Consider the following 15387-nt stretch of genomic DNA (forward strand, 5'->3'; position numbering starts at 1 on the left):
TATAATTGTTTCTTCGTTAATTTATGCTTCAGTTGTATTTCTCACTTTCACTTGATAAATCACATTTGGTTTAGTACCAACATGCTCAAGTAAATGATACATACGATTATCTTCTTTCAGGTGTGCCACCTTACTTTCCTTATCGTTGATATCTCCAAATACCATTGCTCCACTACTACAAGCTGCAGAACAAGCTGTTTGGAATTCACCGTCTTTTACCGGACGTCCATCACGTTTTGCATCCAAAATTGTCTTTTGAGTCATTTGGATACACATAGAACATTTTTCCATCACACCACGAGAACGTACAACCACATCTGGGTTAAGAACCATACGACCTAAATCATCATTCATGTGGTAATCAAACTCGTCATTATTGCTATATAAGAACCAGTTGAAACGACGCACTTTATAAGGACAGTTGTTAGCACAATATCTTGTACCTACACAACGATTATAAGCCATGTGGTTTTGACCTTGACGTCCGTGAGAAGTTGCCGCTACTGGACAAACAGTTTCGCATGGTGCGTGATTACAGTGCTGACACATTACTGGTTGGAAAGCTACTTGTGGATTGTCAGATGCATGTTCCATCTCACCAAACTCACTTAATGAACTTCCTAATCCTGAAATGTTATCTTTCTTATCATTATCTCCAGCAAATGATTCTTCTGAAGAGTAATATCTATCTACACGTAACCAGTGCATATCACGGCTACGACGTACTTCTGATTTACCTACTACTGGCACGTTGTTTTCTGCATGACATGCAATCACACAAGCTCCACAACCTGTACAGGCATTCAAGTCAATTGATAAGTTGAAGTGGTGACCGATTGAGCGATCAAACTCATCCCATAAATCAACTTTGGGATCGGTTACAGGGGTTTCAACGTGGTTTAAAGATACTTGAGGCACTTCATTCCAATGATGTTTATCCTTGGTATTGAAGATTTCTAAAGTTGTTTCTTTCACGATGTCACCACGACCCATTAAGGTGTTGTGCAACTGAACACAAGCAAATTCATGTTCACCAGCCGCAGCAGAAACAGTTACAGATTGAACTGAGTCAAAGTTTTGGTATAATGGGTAAGCATTAACTCCTGTTTTCATTTCATCCTTTAATCCGGCAGTTCTACCGTAACCAAAAGACAATCCTACAGAACCATTTGCTTGACCTGGTTGAATTAAAACAGGTACATTTTTAACAGTCACACCGTTTACAGTAACATCGGCATAACTTCCGTTAAGCGCACCGTTAGAAACGTGTTTATTCATCAAACCTAACTTCTCAGCATCAGTTCTAGAAACTGTCAAATAGTTATCCCAAGACACACGTGAAATTGGATCAGGGAATTCTTGTAACCAAGGGTTATTAGCTTGTTGCCCATCACCCATACCTGTTTTGGTATATAAGGTTAATTCAAGTCCTTGACTTGAAGCATTTGCCAATGCCTTAGCTGCAGCTCCTGCAGAAATTGCAGTAGTAGTCGAAGCACTAGCTTCACCATCACTAACAGTTTTTGTTGATGTAGAAGTAACGTATTCGTCTTGATCTTCCTTAGCCAAACCAACCCCTACTGCCGCATCATGGATAATTTCTCCTACTTTAGTTCTTTCCTTCTTATCCTTAAGTGAGGTAGTTGTAGTTTCTTCAGTATGGTATGAACCTTTTCCAGCAGGACCAGATACCAATCCACCAGCAACAAAAACACCATCATGAAGCGCTTGGTTAAATGAAGCACCACCTAATAGTCCGCCTCCCCAAGTCTCCTTAATATAGGTATGTAATTTTGTTGCATTTCCATTCCACTTTAATAAAGCTTCCTGAAACTGTCTAGTGTCAAACAACGGACGAATGGTTGGTTGTGTTAAGGCAAAATGTCCTTTTTTAAACTCCACATCTCCCCATGCTTCTAAATAATGAGGTGCCGCTGCAATATATTGTACTTTAGAAGAAGTTTCATCTTCTTTCATTGAGAAGGAAACAGATAATCCTACGTTACCTAAACCTTCAGCAAATTCTGAAGCATTAGGTAAGGTATACATTGGGTTAACACCACTCATGATGATAGCTCCAACCTTTCCAGATTTCATATCTGAGATCAATTGAGCTACTTCTTCAGTTCTTCCTTGTTTTGTTTTTATTGGAGTAGCTGGGTCAAATGCCTTACTTCCTAAAGATTCATTGATGGCAAAAACAACTGTTTGCGCATTTTTATCTTGAATCCCAGTAACCACGACTCCTTTGCTGCCAGCTTTTTTAAGTGCTGCTGCTGCTTTAGATACAGCTTCGTCTGCTCCTTTAGGCAATTCACCAGAAACAGAGCCTCCAACAACTTGTGAATATAATTTAGCCAAAGCGACCTTTTGCTGAGAAGGCGTCAAAGGCACACGCTTATCAGCGTTAGCACCGGTCAAAGACATGTTTGCTTCAAATTGGAAATGCTGAGACATTTTTCCATGTTCTGGAACACGTCCTTTAGCATAACCTGAATCAAAACCACCACCTTGCCAGTCTCCTAAGAAATCTGCTCCAAAGGATACAATGGTACTAGCTTTAGAAAAATCATAATCTGCCAAACCTCTTTCACCATATTGAGCTTCAAAGGCATCCAGTGCCGCTGATTCATTAACAGAATCGTAAGACACATGCTTGACATTATTATATTTTGATTTGAATTCAGCAATCAATTTTTCAGTAGACGGACTAGCGAATGTTTGCGTGAACAATGCTATTTGCTTTCCTGAATTGCTGATTTCAGTTAATTTTTGGTTTACTTCACTATCAAATGCATCCCAAGTGATGGCCTTCCCTTCTTTCATAGGGCCTTTGACACGTAGACTATCATACAATCCTAATACAGATGCATTCACTCTTGCATTGGCACCACCATTAGTAGTTGCTAAGCTATTATTAAGGATTTTTATTGGACGTCCTTCACGGGTTTTCACTAAAACGCTAGCAAAATCAAATCCATCTGCAATAGTGGTTGCATAGTAATTCGCTTTTCCAGGAATAATCTCCTCTGGTTGAACTACGTAAGGAATTGATTTAATAACTGGCCCTTCACAGGCAGCCAAAGAAGCTGCAGCCGTACTAAAACCAACGTATTTTAAGAAATCACGACGTGTTGTTTTAGAGCTTTCCAAGGATTCTTTATTTCCTAAAAACTCATCCGTAGGAATCTCCTGAACAAATTCGTTCTGTTTTAGCGTCTCAACAATAGAGCTATTTTCATTTAGCTCCTCAACACTTTTCCAGTATTTCTTGTTTGATGACATATGATAAAATTGAATTACTTCTTAGTTAAAATTAATAGTGACACTTACCGCATTCTAATCCACCCATTTGGGCAGCTGTAAGCTCCTCTACTCCATATTTCTTAGATAACTGCTCATGGATTTTTTCATAATATCCATTGTCTTTAACTTTCACATTAGTTTCTCTGTGACAGTTAATACACCACCCCATTGTCAAAGGCGAGTACTGATACATGATTTCCATGGTTTCAACTGGACCGTGACAAGTTTGACACTCCAATCCAGCAACGGTAACGTGTTGTGAGTGGTTGAAGTAAGCAAAATCTGGAAGATTGTGAATTCTTACCCACTTGACCGGCTGAGTTTCCCCAGTATACTTTTGATCGGCATCATTCCAACCAACAGCAGCATATAATTTTTTGATTTCTCCATCATAGAAATCTTTAGAGTACTCTGGAGAAGTTTCCCCATTGTATTCATAAATAGATTTGTGACAGTTCATACAAACGTTCAATGATGGAATACCTGAAGTCTTACTAACACGCGCAGATGAGTGACAATATTTACAATCTACACCATTGTCACCAGCGTGGATTTTATGCGAGAAATGAATAGGTTGCACTGGTTGATAACCTTGATCAACACCAACCTGCATTAAATAACCGTAAACAAAATAGGCTCCAGCTAATAAAAAGAAAATAGCCGTTACCAAAACCAAAAATTGGTTTTGAGCAAACGCCTTCCAAAGCGGAAGTCCTTTTTGATGCTCCGGCAAAGCCACTCCTTTTTCAATAGCAAACCTGTTGAGGGTTTTTCTAACAAGGATTAAAGCAAAAGCCAACAAAGCAAATAAGATGGCTAAAGCACCAAGTATTAATTGGTTTGAAGTTCCAGAATCAGCAACAGCCTTACCTCCTGGACCAGGATTTGGAGTTGGTGGTGGAGTAACTGCATCCTCAGCTGTATAAGCCAAAATATCATCAATATCTTTTTCTGATAATTGCGGGAACGGTGTCATAGCCGCCCCAGCATACTCATCATAAATTTTCTTTCCATAAGCATCTCCAGAACTAATTACTCCTGGACTATTATGAATCCAATCGTAAAGCCAGGTTCTGTCCAAACCTTGCTCATCAGCCAAACGCTGCTCCACCTTACGTAAGGCAGGACCAGTCATTTTCTTGTCAAGCTTATGACAAGCGGCACAATTGGCATTAAATAGTTGCTTCCCTTTTGCTGGATCGCCTTCTTGCGCCAAAAGGGATGTTGAAATCGTCAATAAAAATATCAAGCTGGCATGAAGAAACCTCCTGCTTAATCTACGGTGAGTCACCTGTTTCATATTATTGGTTGAATTAACTTCTAAACTCTGGTACGATTTTTTCATTAATGGTAATAAAAAAATACAGTTATAAAATCTCGGACAAAAGTAACATTTAAAGTCCATTCTAAAAATGTTACAGAAGTGTTAAACACTAATTTAGAGAAATTCTAAATAATAAAATTTATTCAATATTGCCTATTAAGACATACATTTGTATTAAATAAATTCGCTTATGTTGAAACCAAATCAAATCAAATTGAATCTAAGTATCTTGATTACTGTTATTTGTATGGGTACTGGATTTTCGCAATCGGGACAGGTCGAAATCAATCAGGATAAAAAAATAGATCAGCTATTAGCCATAAAAAAAGAGGTAAATGCCTCTAATGAGTATTCAGATCGATATAAAATTCAAATTTTTTCTGGAAATTTAAGTGGTGCTGAAAAATCAGTTACTGAATTCAAGAAAAAATACGAAAGTTGGTCTTGCAAAATGGATTTTGAAACACCTAATTATAAGGTGCGTGTTGGAAACTTTAGAAGTCGCTTGGAAGCAGATAAAGCTCTAGCTACAATAAAAAAAGAATTTCCTGCAGCATTTATATTTAAACCCAAAAGGAGATCCTAATAAGTCAAAAAAAAGGGCGGTTTTTCAACCGCCCTTTTTAATTTTATGGAACTTTATTTAAGTTTCTTTTTTACTTCCACTTCTTGGAATGCTTCGATAATATCACCTTCCTGAATGTCGTTATAATTTTTCACCTGCATACCACAATCGTATCCTTTGGACACTTCCTTAACGTCATCCTTAAATCGTTTCAATGAAGTCAATTCTCCAGTGTAAATTACCACACCATCTCTAATAAGTCTAACTCCTGAATTTCTATATATTTTACCGCTAGTTACCATACATCCGGCAATGGTTCCAACTTTAGAAATCTTAAAGGTTTCTCTTATTTCAGCAGTACCCGTAACTTCTTCTTTCAGCTCTGGAGATAACATACCTTCCATGGCATCCTTCAAATCATTGATGGCGTCATAGATGATAGAATATGTCCTGATGTCGATTTCTTCCTTATCGGCTATCTGTCTGGCGTTACCCATAGGTCTTACATTAAACCCGATGATAATCGCATCTGAAGCCGAAGCTAAAAGCACATCACTTTCGGTAATGGCACCAACACCTTTATGGATAATATTTACTTGAATTTCTTCAGTTGAAAGTTTTTGGAATGAATCTGTTAAGGCTTCTACGGAACCATCCACATCCCCTTTAAGGATAATATTAAGTTCTTTAAAGTCACCTAAAGCAATACGTCTTCCAATTTCGTCAAGAGTTATATGACGTTGTGTTCTTACAGATTGCTCACGTTGTAATTGGGTACGTTTTGCAGCAATAGATTTGGCTTCTCTTTCATCATCAAATACATTGAATTTATCTCCTGCCTGAGGAGCACCATCCAACCCAAGAATAGATACTGGAGTCGCAGGTCCTGCTTCAAACACATCATTACCTCTTTCATCATGCATTGCTTTTACCTTACCACTGTGTTTACCAGCAAGAACATAATCGCCTATTCTCAAAGTTCCTGAAAGCACTAGAATAGTAGCTACATAACCCCTTCCTTTGTCCAGGAATGCTTCTACAATAGTTCCAGTAGCATTTTTATCAGGATTTGCTTGAAGTTCCAATAGTTCGGCTTCTAACAATACTTTTTCTAATAGTTCAGCAACACCTTCCCCTGTTTTAGCTGAAATATCTTGGGATTGAATTTTTCCACCCCAATCTTCAACCAATAGGTTCATATTAGCCAACCCTTCTTTAATCTTGTCCGGATTTGCTGTTGGTTTATCAATTTTGTTGATTGCAAAAATAATAGGCACTCCCGCTGCCTGAGCATGGGCAATAGCCTCTTTAGTTTGCGGCATGATGTCATCATCAGCTGCAACCACAATAATAGCAATATCGGTAACTTGAGCACCACGAGCACGCATCGCTGTAAAGGCCTCGTGACCCGGTGTATCTAAGAAAGTGATTTTTTGACCATCTTCTAAGCTCACCCCATAAGCACCAATGTGCTGAGTAATTCCTCCAGATTCTCCAGCAATCACATTTTCTTCACGAACATAATCCAGTAAAGATGTTTTACCGTGATCTACGTGCCCCATCACCGTAACAATAGGAGCTCTGTGTTTTAAATCTTCTGGTTTGTCTTGTACTTCTTCAAAAGATTCCTCAATATCGGCTGTTACAAATTCTACTTCGTAACCGAATTCTTCGGCAACAATTGAAAGAGTTTCTGCATCCAGTCTTTGGTTCATGGTAACCATCATACCTAAAGACATACATGCTGAAATAATTTTAGTTACAGGAACATCCATCATAGTTGCTACTTCACTTGCTGTAACAAACTCTGTTACCTTAAGCTTTTTGCTTTCTGCTGCTTCTGCACGTAATTCTTTTTCAGTCTGCTCTCTATGTTGCTCTCTTTTTTCTCTACGATACTTGGCTCCTTTACCTTTAGAGGATTTACCTTGAAGTTTCTCTAAAGTTTCTCTAATTTGCTTTGATACTTCTTCTTCACTCGGCTCTTCTTTCAAGATTGGGCGTTTCCCTTTACCTCCTGGTTTAGGTTTCCCTTTAAATCTGTCGTTATTTCTATCTCCGCCTTGTCTATTGTCTACACCAACACCACCTTTACTGATTCTCCTTCTTTTCTTTCTAGCTGAATTATCACCAGCCTTTTTGTCATCATCCTTTTTGACCTCTTTCTTTTTCTTTGGTTTGTTAAATTGAGACAAGTCAATTTTCTCACCAGTGATATTAGGTCCAGAAAGTTTTTTGTATTGGGTCTTTAATTTTTCAGGTTTCGGATCGCCATTTTCATCTAGCTCGACTTCCACCTTTTTAACGGGAGCCTCCTCTGGTTTTTTAACCTCTTGTTTAGGAGCGGCTTCTTTTACAGGCTCCTCCTTTTTAACTGGGGCAGGCTCTGGCTTAATTTCTTCCTTGGCAACCGGAGCTTCTTGAGGTTTTTCTTCCTCTTTTACTGGTTCAACAACCGGAGTTTCTTCTTCCTTGACCTCTTCTTTCTCAGGAGCCTTTTCTTCCTTTTTCTTAGGTTCAAGATCAATTTTACCAACCGTTTTCGGACCAGTAAGGGTAGATTTCGCCTTCACGATTTTCTCCTGCTCTTCCGCCTCTCTTTTAGCTCTTTCTTCCTCTTGCTTCTGAAGTTCACGCTCTCGCTGCAGCCTAAGCTCTTCCTTTTCCTTTTGTTTTGCCTCACTTACTTCTTGGGACGCAACTTTTTTGTCTGCATCCGTTTGAAACTCGTCTGACAAAACTTCGTAAATGTCTTCAGTGATTTTAGTATTAGGACTTTTATCAATATTGATGCCTTTGGAATCCAAGTATTCCACAGCTCTGTCAATAGAGATATTCAACTCCCTTAATACTTTGTTTAATCTGATCGTTCCAGCCATAAATTGCCTTTAAACCTATTGTTTGTTTTTTAGTCCTCGAATTCTTCTCTTAAGATTGCGATGACCTCTTTAATTGTTTCTTCTTCTAAATCTGTTCTCTTAACTAAATCTGAGATATCCAGTTCTAAAATACTTTTGGCGGTATCTAAACCAACCTTGCTAAATTCTTCTATAATCCAGCTATCTATTTCGTCAGAGAATTCAGCTAATTCAACATCTTCCTCAGCTCCTTCTCTAAACACATCAATTTCATAACCTGTCAATTGACCGGCCAATCTAATGTTATGTCCTCCTCTACCTATCGCCTTACTTACCTCTTCAGGTTTTAGTACTGCTTCAGCGCGTTTATTTTCCTCATCAACTTTAATAGAAGTAACTCTAGCAGGACTTAATGCTCTTGTAATATACAATTGAACATTATTTGTGTAGTTGATAACATCAATATTCTCATTTCCTAATTCACGCACAATACCGTGAATTCTTGAACCTTTCATTCCCACACATGCTCCAACAGGGTCGATTCTATCATCATAAGAATCTACTGCCACTTTTGCTTTTTCTCCTGGGATACGAACCACGTTCTTGATGGTAATCAAACCATCAAACACCTCTGGAATTTCTTGTTCAAACAATTTTTCTAAGAACAAAGGTGATGTTCTCGACATGATGATTGAAGGTTTGCTTCCTTTCAATTCAACATTTTCAATAACACCTCTTACATTGTCTCCTTTTCTAAAAAAGTCAGAAGGAATCTGCTTTTCCTTTGGCAATATAATCTCATTTCCTTCATCATCCAACAAAATTACGGCTCTATGACGAATATGGTGCACTTCAGCCGTATAAATTTCACCAATTAAATCTTTAAATTGTTTATAGATATTGGTGTTATCATGCTCGTGAATCTTGGAAATCAAATTCTGTCTTAACGCCAAAATTGCTCTTCTTCCAAGATCTATTAGTTTCACCTCTTCTGACACATCTTCGCCAACTTCAAAATCGGGCTCAATTTTTCTTGCCTCAGACAATGAAATTTCTTGATTTGGATCTTCAACATCTCCATCAGCAACTACAATTCGGTTTCTCCAAATTTCCAAATCTCCCTTATCTGGATTAATAATGATATCAAAATTATCATCATCTCCAAATTTCTTTTTCAAAGCATTTCTAAAAACATCCTCTAAAATAGCCATCAAGGTCACACGATCTATTAGCTTATCGTCCTTAAACTCTGAAAAAGATTCTATTAATGCAAGATTTTCCATTCTCCTTTTGAATTAAAATTTTATCATAACTTTTGCTTCCTTTATATCTTGTAATCCTATTACAGCTTCCTTTTTAACAGTTACCTTTCCCTTTCCTACCGGTTTAGGCTCCCTAACCTTCCACTGAATAGTTATGTTCTCATCATTAGCCTCAGCTAATTTACCCTCAAATTGCCCACCTTCATTCGTCTTAATCGCTAACTCCCTACCAATGTTTTTTGCATATTGTCTAGGGTTAACCAACGGAGCAGTAGCTCCAGCCGAAGACACCTCTAATGAAAAATCCTCTTCCTCACGGTCCAAATTATGTTCAACTGCCCTACTGGCATTAACACAATCTTCCACGGTAACACCTTGGTCACCATCAATCACCACCATTATTTTGTTATCTTCTGAGATAGACATGTCAATCAAAAATAATTGAGGGTTTTGATCGAAGAAATTTTCTAATAATTTTTCTACTGTCGGCTTAAGCATTTTTAAGTATAAAAAGAGGGGACTTCCCGTCCCCTCATTGATTTCTTTTTCTTACAACGGTGCAAATATACAACATTTAAATTGAATTACATAATCCGTAAAATATCATTTTAATTTTTTACCTTTATAGTACACTTTCTACTAACACACTCACGAACTAATTATGAAAAAAATCTTAGTACCAACCGACTTCTCCAATGAAGCGGAACATGCCTTAAAAGTAGCCGCTCAATTAGCAAAAAAATATGATTCCGAAATCTATTTACTTCACTTATTGGAGATCCCTGTGCAACAGGTAGATACACTAAATGTTCAAAGCGATTTCCCTGAAGCCATGTTTTTCATGAAGCTGGCACATCAAAAATTTGAAGACATAATGTCAAGCCCATACTTAGATGGTATTACAGTGCATGAAACTGTAGATTTTAATCAAAATTTCGCAGAAGTATCTAATGTGGCCAAAGAAAAAGGAGCCGACCTGATTGTCATGGGCTCTCATGGTTCTAGCGGATTCAAGGAAATGTTTATTGGATCAAATGCCGAAAAAGTAGTAAGAACTTCGGAAATACCCGTTTTGGTTATTAAAAACCAACATGACTCTTTTGAGGTGAATGATTTTGTTTTTGCATCAGATTTTAAAAATGATAACAAAGAAACTTACAAACAAGCAACCAAGTTAGCAAGAATGTTTGATGCAAAAATTCACTTGTTACTGGTCAATACAGCCAGCAATTTCCAAACAACCATAAAGGCTCATGATAGAATACATGATTTTATCAGTGAAGACACGTTTGAAAACTACACAATCAACATATACAATGACGAAACCATTGAAAAAGGAATCTTAAATTTTTCAAGAGAAATCAAAGCGGACCTCATTGGTATCAGCACTCATGGGCGACAAGGAATTGCCCATTTCTTTAATAGTAGCATCAGTGAAGATTTGGTCAATCATGCTAAAAGACCAGTCATGACGTTCAAAATAAAATAAGGACTTAAATCAAAAAAAGCCTTCGGAAAATCCGAAGGCTTTTTTGTTGGCCTACTAGGGCTCGAACCTAGACTCTTCTGAACCAAAATCAGACGTGTTGCCAGTTACACCATAGGCCATAATCTCAAAAGAGGTTGCAAATTTAAAACAAAGTTTCTTTTGAGCAAAAAAAAATTAAAAAATAATTTAGACACCTTCACGTTACCTTTATGGGAAATACTGACACTAGGCATCAATACTAACTTTTGTTAATAGGAATATAATACTTTCAGCTTATATATATTTATTGTTAAATTCGCCACATCTTTACAAACCAAGAATCTATGACACACTTCAACTTCAAAAAATGGAATACCATTTTAAGTTGGGTTTCTTTTGCAATCGCCCTTATCACTTATAGTTCAACTGTAGAGCCTACCGTAAGCTTTTGGGATGCAGGAGAATATATTTTAACCTCATCTAAATTACAAGTAGGCCACCCCCCTGGGGCCCCTCTTTTTCAAATGCTTGGAGCTTTTTTCTCCTTATTTGCCTTTGGAGATCCCACTAAAATAGGTTTGGTGATGAATTTGATGAGCGCCTTTGCCAGCGCCTTCACTATTTTCTTTATGTTCAAATCCATTTCTTTATTATTACAGAAAATAGTCAAGAGTCATGGAAAATTCTCGAAAAGCAAACAATACACTGTTTTAGGAAGTGCCTTAGTTGGAAGTTTAGCCTTCGCCTTTACAGATTCGTTTTGGTTTAATGCTGTGGAAACAGAAGTATATGCCATGGCCATTCTTATCATGTCTGTCCTATTCTATCTTGGTTTACGTTGGGATAAAGACATGAATAAACCCAGAGGAAACAAATGGCTTATTTTAATTGCTTTCATAATAGGATTATCATTTGGGGTGCATTTTATGGGACTTTTAACGATTCCCGCAATAGGTCTTATCTATTATTTTAAAAATTACAAGACCATCACTATCAAAAACTTCATCATTGCAAATGCAGTCTCTATAGCCATCCTTCTATTTGTTTTTAAATTATTAGCTCCAAATATTCTAAGGTTCTTTAGTGCCCTAGAAATATTCTCGGTAAACACTTTAGGTATGCCATTTAATTCGGGGACTATCATTGCTGGACTATTGATAATCGCAGCCGTTTATTTGGGCCTAAAATATACAAGACAAAAAAATTATGTCCATTTAAACACAGCTATCTTAGGTCTTACCTTTGTGATTATAGGATTCTCATCATGGATGATGCTCCCCATAAGAGCTAATGCTAATGTGGTTATTAATGAAAATGATCCCTCTGATGCCAGAGAGTTATTAGCCTACTACAACTTAGAGCAATATCCTGAAACCCATTTGTTTTACGGCCCCCTTTTTACAGACCAATATTCAGGATTAGATGAAAACCAACCTTATGTTGATGATAAACCCAACTACGAAAAAGATGAAAAGGCTGGTAAATATGTCATCATTAATGATTGGAAGAATGCCAAACAAAATTTCAATCACAAACATGCTGCCATACTTCCTAGAATGTGGAGCCAAGAAAATGCCACCAATTACATGATTTATTCTGGGTATCTGGATTTTAAATTAAAGCCGGAATACCAAATGGAAAATAGGCTTCGTTCTGCCCTTACCAACTTCAAAAATGACGTAGCTCAAGGCATGGTCAACTATGAAGATTACCATAGCTTCCTTAAGCAATTTGGGCAATATATTGATGTTGAAAAACCCGATTTAGCATCCAATATCATCTATATGTTGGAATACCAATTGGGTTATATGTACTGGCGTTATTTTATGTGGAATTTCACAGGACGTCAAGATGATATACAAGGAAAATTAGATAACCATGGAAACTGGTTAAGCGGTATTACATTTATAGATGAATGGCATCTAGGTTATTCTCAAGACAACCTACCCAGTGATGTAGAAAACAATAAAGCCAGAAACACCTATTATTTCTTACCCTTGATATTGGGGTTAATAGGCTTTTTCTTTTTGTTCAACAAAGACAAAAAGTTGTTTTGGGTCATGTTGGTATTCTTCTTATTCACCGGTTTGGCTATTCAATTTTACACCAACGTTAGACCTTTTGAACCAAGAGAAAGAGATTACTCAGTTGTAGGGTCTTTTTATGTATTTGCCATTTGGATTGGATTTGGTGTTTATGCCATATTTGACGCTTTAAGAACCAAATTCAAACAAAACTGGTTAGGTCCTGTTATTGCCGTGGCATGCTTAGTGCTTGTTCCCGGAATTTTAGCTGCAAACAATTGGGATGATCATGACAGATCACATAAAGAAACAGCTAGGGCCATGGCAAAAATGTATTTAGATTCTTGCGAGGAAAATGGCATCCTATTCTCCATTGGTGACAATGACACTTTCGCACTATGGTATGCTCAGGAAATAGAAGGCTATAGAACTGATGTTCGCGTTGTAAACACTAGCTTATTCCAAACTGACTGGTACATTGACCAAATGAAACGAAAAGCTTACGAAAGTGATCCTATCCCAGGCACTCTTCAGCATCATCAATACCAATATGGAACTCGGGATTATATTATGAAACGTTTGGTTTCTCAAGACACCATGGATATTAAAGATTTCTTGAACTTCATAACCAGTGATAACCCAAGAACTAAATTTAAATATATCTTACAGCAGCAAGGAGATGACCCAAGTTATTATCCCTCCCAATTAACAAATTCTAACTATTTCCCAGTGGAAAATGTTAGTGTTCCAGTAAACAAGGATAATGCTCTAAAAAATGGAATTGTAAAGGAAAAAGATGCCGACAAGATAGAAGACACCTTGTACATTACAATAGACGATAATGCCATGTACAAAAACCGTCTGCTTATGCTTGACATTGTGGCTCACAACGATTGGAAACGTCCCATCTATTTCACTGGAGGAGCCTTTAGTAATCAAGACTATATTTGGATGAAGGATTATTTACAATTAGATGGTTTATGCTATAAATTGGTTCCTATTAAAACACCTGTTTCACAAGCCAATCCTTTTGATATGGGACGAATAGATTCCGATTTGATGTATGACAAGGTAGTTAAATGGGATTGGGGAAATAGTGGCGACCCAGATCTATACCATGACACCGAAACTAGAAAGAATTCCATAACCTATAGAGGGAATTTGGCTAGATTAATGGAAGAGCTTCTAATAGAAGGCAAAAACAAAAAGGCTGAGCAAATTGCCGATATCGCCATGGAAAATATGCCTGTAGATTATTTTGGTTATTATACGTTGCTTGAACCTTATATAGGAGCATATTATGAAGTTGGATCAAATGAAAAAGCGAGAGACCTATTTAAACAGGTAGCAACAAAATACCAAGAAAAGTTAAACTATTTCAGTCAATTGGATATCGATCAACAATATGACCTGATAGAAGACATTGTGACCGATATTGAAAGATACAAAGGTATTATTGATTTGCTTCGCGACTATGACAAGGAATTCTATGAAAAGGAGAGCAAAGTATTCTCCAATTATCTCAATTTATTCAGTCATTTTTACGACAGCGAACCATTGCCTGAAAGCAGTTTGGACAAGGACATTGTTCCTGAACAAACCCTAGACACAACAGCTATTGATTTAGGTAATTAGCAATGAATTTACTAAGTGCAAAACTTCCTCCTTTGGTCAAATCCATTTTTCCCAAGTATGTTTGGGAAATGGAAACCGCGGAGAAAGTTTTGTATCTTACTTTTGACGACGGTCCTACTCCAGATGTTACACTTTGGGTTTTGGAGACTTTAAAGCTGTATGATGCCAAAGCGACTTTCTTTTGCATTGGCCATAATATTGAAAAACACCCCGATATTTTTAACCAAATTGTAAATGAGGGCCACCAAATTGGGAATCATACCTTTAATCATTTAAAGGGTTGGAAAACGGATTTGGACACTTACATTTCCAACGCAGTTAAAACAGAAAGAGAGATTGAAAAACATACAAACCTTTCTTCAAACCTTTTTAGACCCCCCTACGGAAGAATCAAAAAAAAGCAAGGAATGCAATTGATAGATATGGGCTATCATATCATTATGTGGTCTGTTATTTCCATTGATTGGGACAAAACGGTAAGTGGTGAAACGTGTCTAAAGAATGTAACGAACAATGCGAAAGAAGGCAGTATTGTAGTATTTCATGACAGCATTAAGGCTTCTGAAAACATGAAATATGCGCTTCCAAGAACATTAGAATACTATAGAGATTTAGGTTTTAGCTTTAAAGCTATTAGCTTTTAAAGGTATTCCTGAATAATACCTATTAGAGTATTTGCGTCTTGTTCACCACTATAACGCCACTTCATTTCACCATTTTTATAGATGATTAACGTAGGAAGACCTTTAACCCTTAAAGCTTCTGCAAGTTCTTGATTTTTCTCGACATCAATTTTAATCACTTTGGCTTTATCACCAAGTGCAGCGGCCACATCCCTAAGTACAGGATGCATAGCAGTAGATTGATCGTTCCATTCTGTGAAAAAGTCCAATAGGACTGGAACATCAACATCTATTAATTCACCAAATTTTGACATACTTTGTA

The 15387-nt window shown here is 37.2% G+C and carries 10 protein-coding genes and 1 tRNA gene; 4 read left to right on the forward strand and 7 right to left on the reverse strand.

Annotated features, from left to right (window positions below):
- Positions 1-21 precede the first annotated feature (21 nt).
- On the reverse strand, positions 22-3285 hold the full coding sequence (locus GZ212_RS00205; protein ID WP_166956115.1) for a TAT-variant-translocated molybdopterin oxidoreductase: 3264 nt from the start codon (positions 3283-3285) through the stop codon (positions 22-24).
- Between the two features lie 31 nt (positions 3286-3316).
- Positions 3317-4606, reverse strand: coding sequence for a c-type cytochrome (locus GZ212_RS00210; protein WP_166957211.1), 1290 nt, complete (start codon positions 4604-4606; stop codon positions 3317-3319).
- A gap of 214 nt (positions 4607-4820) precedes the next feature.
- Here GZ212_RS00210 and GZ212_RS00215 point away from each other — a divergent pair, with 214 nt between their 5' ends.
- Complete coding sequence (locus GZ212_RS00215; protein ID WP_166956118.1) at positions 4821-5216, forward strand: SPOR domain-containing protein; 396 nt, start codon at positions 4821-4823, stop codon at positions 5214-5216.
- A 53-nt stretch (positions 5217-5269) separates the two neighbouring features.
- Here GZ212_RS00215 and infB read toward each other — a convergent pair whose 3' ends face one another.
- From infB to rimP, 3 genes are read right to left on the reverse strand one after another with little or no spacing between them, the layout of a single operon-like run.
- Complete coding sequence (gene infB / locus GZ212_RS00220) at positions 5270-8074, reverse strand: translation initiation factor IF-2 (protein WP_166956120.1); 2805 nt, start codon at positions 8072-8074, stop codon at positions 5270-5272.
- A gap of 29 nt (positions 8075-8103) precedes the next feature.
- Positions 8104-9336 carry a transcription termination factor NusA gene (gene nusA, locus GZ212_RS00225; protein WP_053970485.1) on the reverse strand — a complete coding sequence of 411 codons (1233 nt, stop codon included), beginning with the start codon at positions 9334-9336 and terminating at the stop codon, positions 8104-8106.
- A gap of 12 nt (positions 9337-9348) precedes the next feature.
- Positions 9349-9813, reverse strand: coding sequence for a ribosome assembly cofactor RimP (gene rimP / locus GZ212_RS00230; RefSeq protein ID WP_053970486.1), 465 nt, complete (start codon positions 9811-9813; stop codon positions 9349-9351).
- Positions 9814-9976: 163 nt separating this feature from the next.
- On the opposite strand from rimP, the gene GZ212_RS00235 reads away from it, so the two are divergent.
- Positions 9977-10804: a universal stress protein gene (locus tag GZ212_RS00235; RefSeq protein ID WP_166956122.1), complete on the forward strand. Its 828-nt coding sequence runs from the start codon at positions 9977-9979 to the stop codon at positions 10802-10804.
- 46 nt (positions 10805-10850) lie between these two features.
- Here GZ212_RS00235 and GZ212_RS00240 read toward each other — a convergent pair.
- Positions 10851-10923: transfer RNA gene (locus GZ212_RS00240), tRNA-Gln, on the reverse strand.
- A 204-nt stretch (positions 10924-11127) separates the two neighbouring features.
- Here GZ212_RS00240 and GZ212_RS00245 point away from each other — a divergent pair.
- Together GZ212_RS00245 and GZ212_RS00250 are read left to right on the forward strand one after the other, a co-directional pair.
- Positions 11128-14442 carry a protein O-mannosyl-transferase family gene (locus tag GZ212_RS00245; RefSeq protein ID WP_166956125.1) on the forward strand — a complete coding sequence of 1105 codons (3315 nt, stop codon included), beginning with the start codon at positions 11128-11130 and terminating at the stop codon, positions 14440-14442.
- A gap of 2 nt (positions 14443-14444) precedes the next feature.
- Positions 14445-15086: a polysaccharide deacetylase family protein gene (locus tag GZ212_RS00250; protein ID WP_166956127.1), complete on the forward strand. Its 642-nt coding sequence runs from the start codon at positions 14445-14447 to the stop codon at positions 15084-15086.
- Here GZ212_RS00250 and GZ212_RS00255 read toward each other — a convergent pair.
- Entirely contained in the window at positions 15083-15379 is a 297-nt protein-coding gene (locus GZ212_RS00255; RefSeq protein ID WP_053972038.1) for a co-chaperone YbbN, read from the reverse strand. The genes GZ212_RS00250 and GZ212_RS00255 overlap by 4 nt on opposite strands.
- Between the last annotated feature and the right edge of the window lie 8 nt (positions 15380-15387).

It is taken from the genome of Mangrovimonas sp. CR14 (genome assembly GCF_011764015.1).
Lineage (GTDB): Bacteria > Bacteroidota > Bacteroidia > Flavobacteriales > Flavobacteriaceae > Mangrovimonas > Mangrovimonas futianensis.

Bases quoted from the DNA above. Each gene is read 5' to 3' on its own strand.
- infB (WP_166956120.1), bottom strand. From the start codon at position 8,074: ATGGCTGGAACGATCAGATTAAACAAAGTATTAAGGGAGTTGAATATC.
- GZ212_RS00250 (WP_166956127.1), top strand. From the start codon at position 14,445: ATGAATTTACTAAGTGCAAAACTTCCTCCTTTGGTCAAATCCATTTTT.
- GZ212_RS00255 (WP_053972038.1), bottom strand. From the start codon at position 15,379: ATGTCAAAATTTGGTGAATTAATAGATGTTGATGTTCCAGTCCTATTG.
- GZ212_RS00235 (WP_166956122.1), top strand. From the start codon at position 9,977: ATGAAAAAAATCTTAGTACCAACCGACTTCTCCAATGAAGCGGAACAT.
- GZ212_RS00210 (WP_166957211.1), bottom strand. From the start codon at position 4,606: ATGAAACAGGTGACTCACCGTAGATTAAGCAGGAGGTTTCTTCATGCC.
- GZ212_RS00205 (WP_166956115.1), bottom strand. From the start codon at position 3,285: ATGTCATCAAACAAGAAATACTGGAAAAGTGTTGAGGAGCTAAATGAA.
- GZ212_RS00245 (WP_166956125.1), top strand. From the start codon at position 11,128: ATGACACACTTCAACTTCAAAAAATGGAATACCATTTTAAGTTGGGTT.
- rimP (WP_053970486.1), bottom strand. From the start codon at position 9,813: ATGCTTAAGCCGACAGTAGAAAAATTATTAGAAAATTTCTTCGATCAA.
- nusA (WP_053970485.1), bottom strand. From the start codon at position 9,336: ATGGAAAATCTTGCATTAATAGAATCTTTTTCAGAGTTTAAGGACGAT.
- GZ212_RS00215 (WP_166956118.1), top strand. From the start codon at position 4,821: ATGTTGAAACCAAATCAAATCAAATTGAATCTAAGTATCTTGATTACT.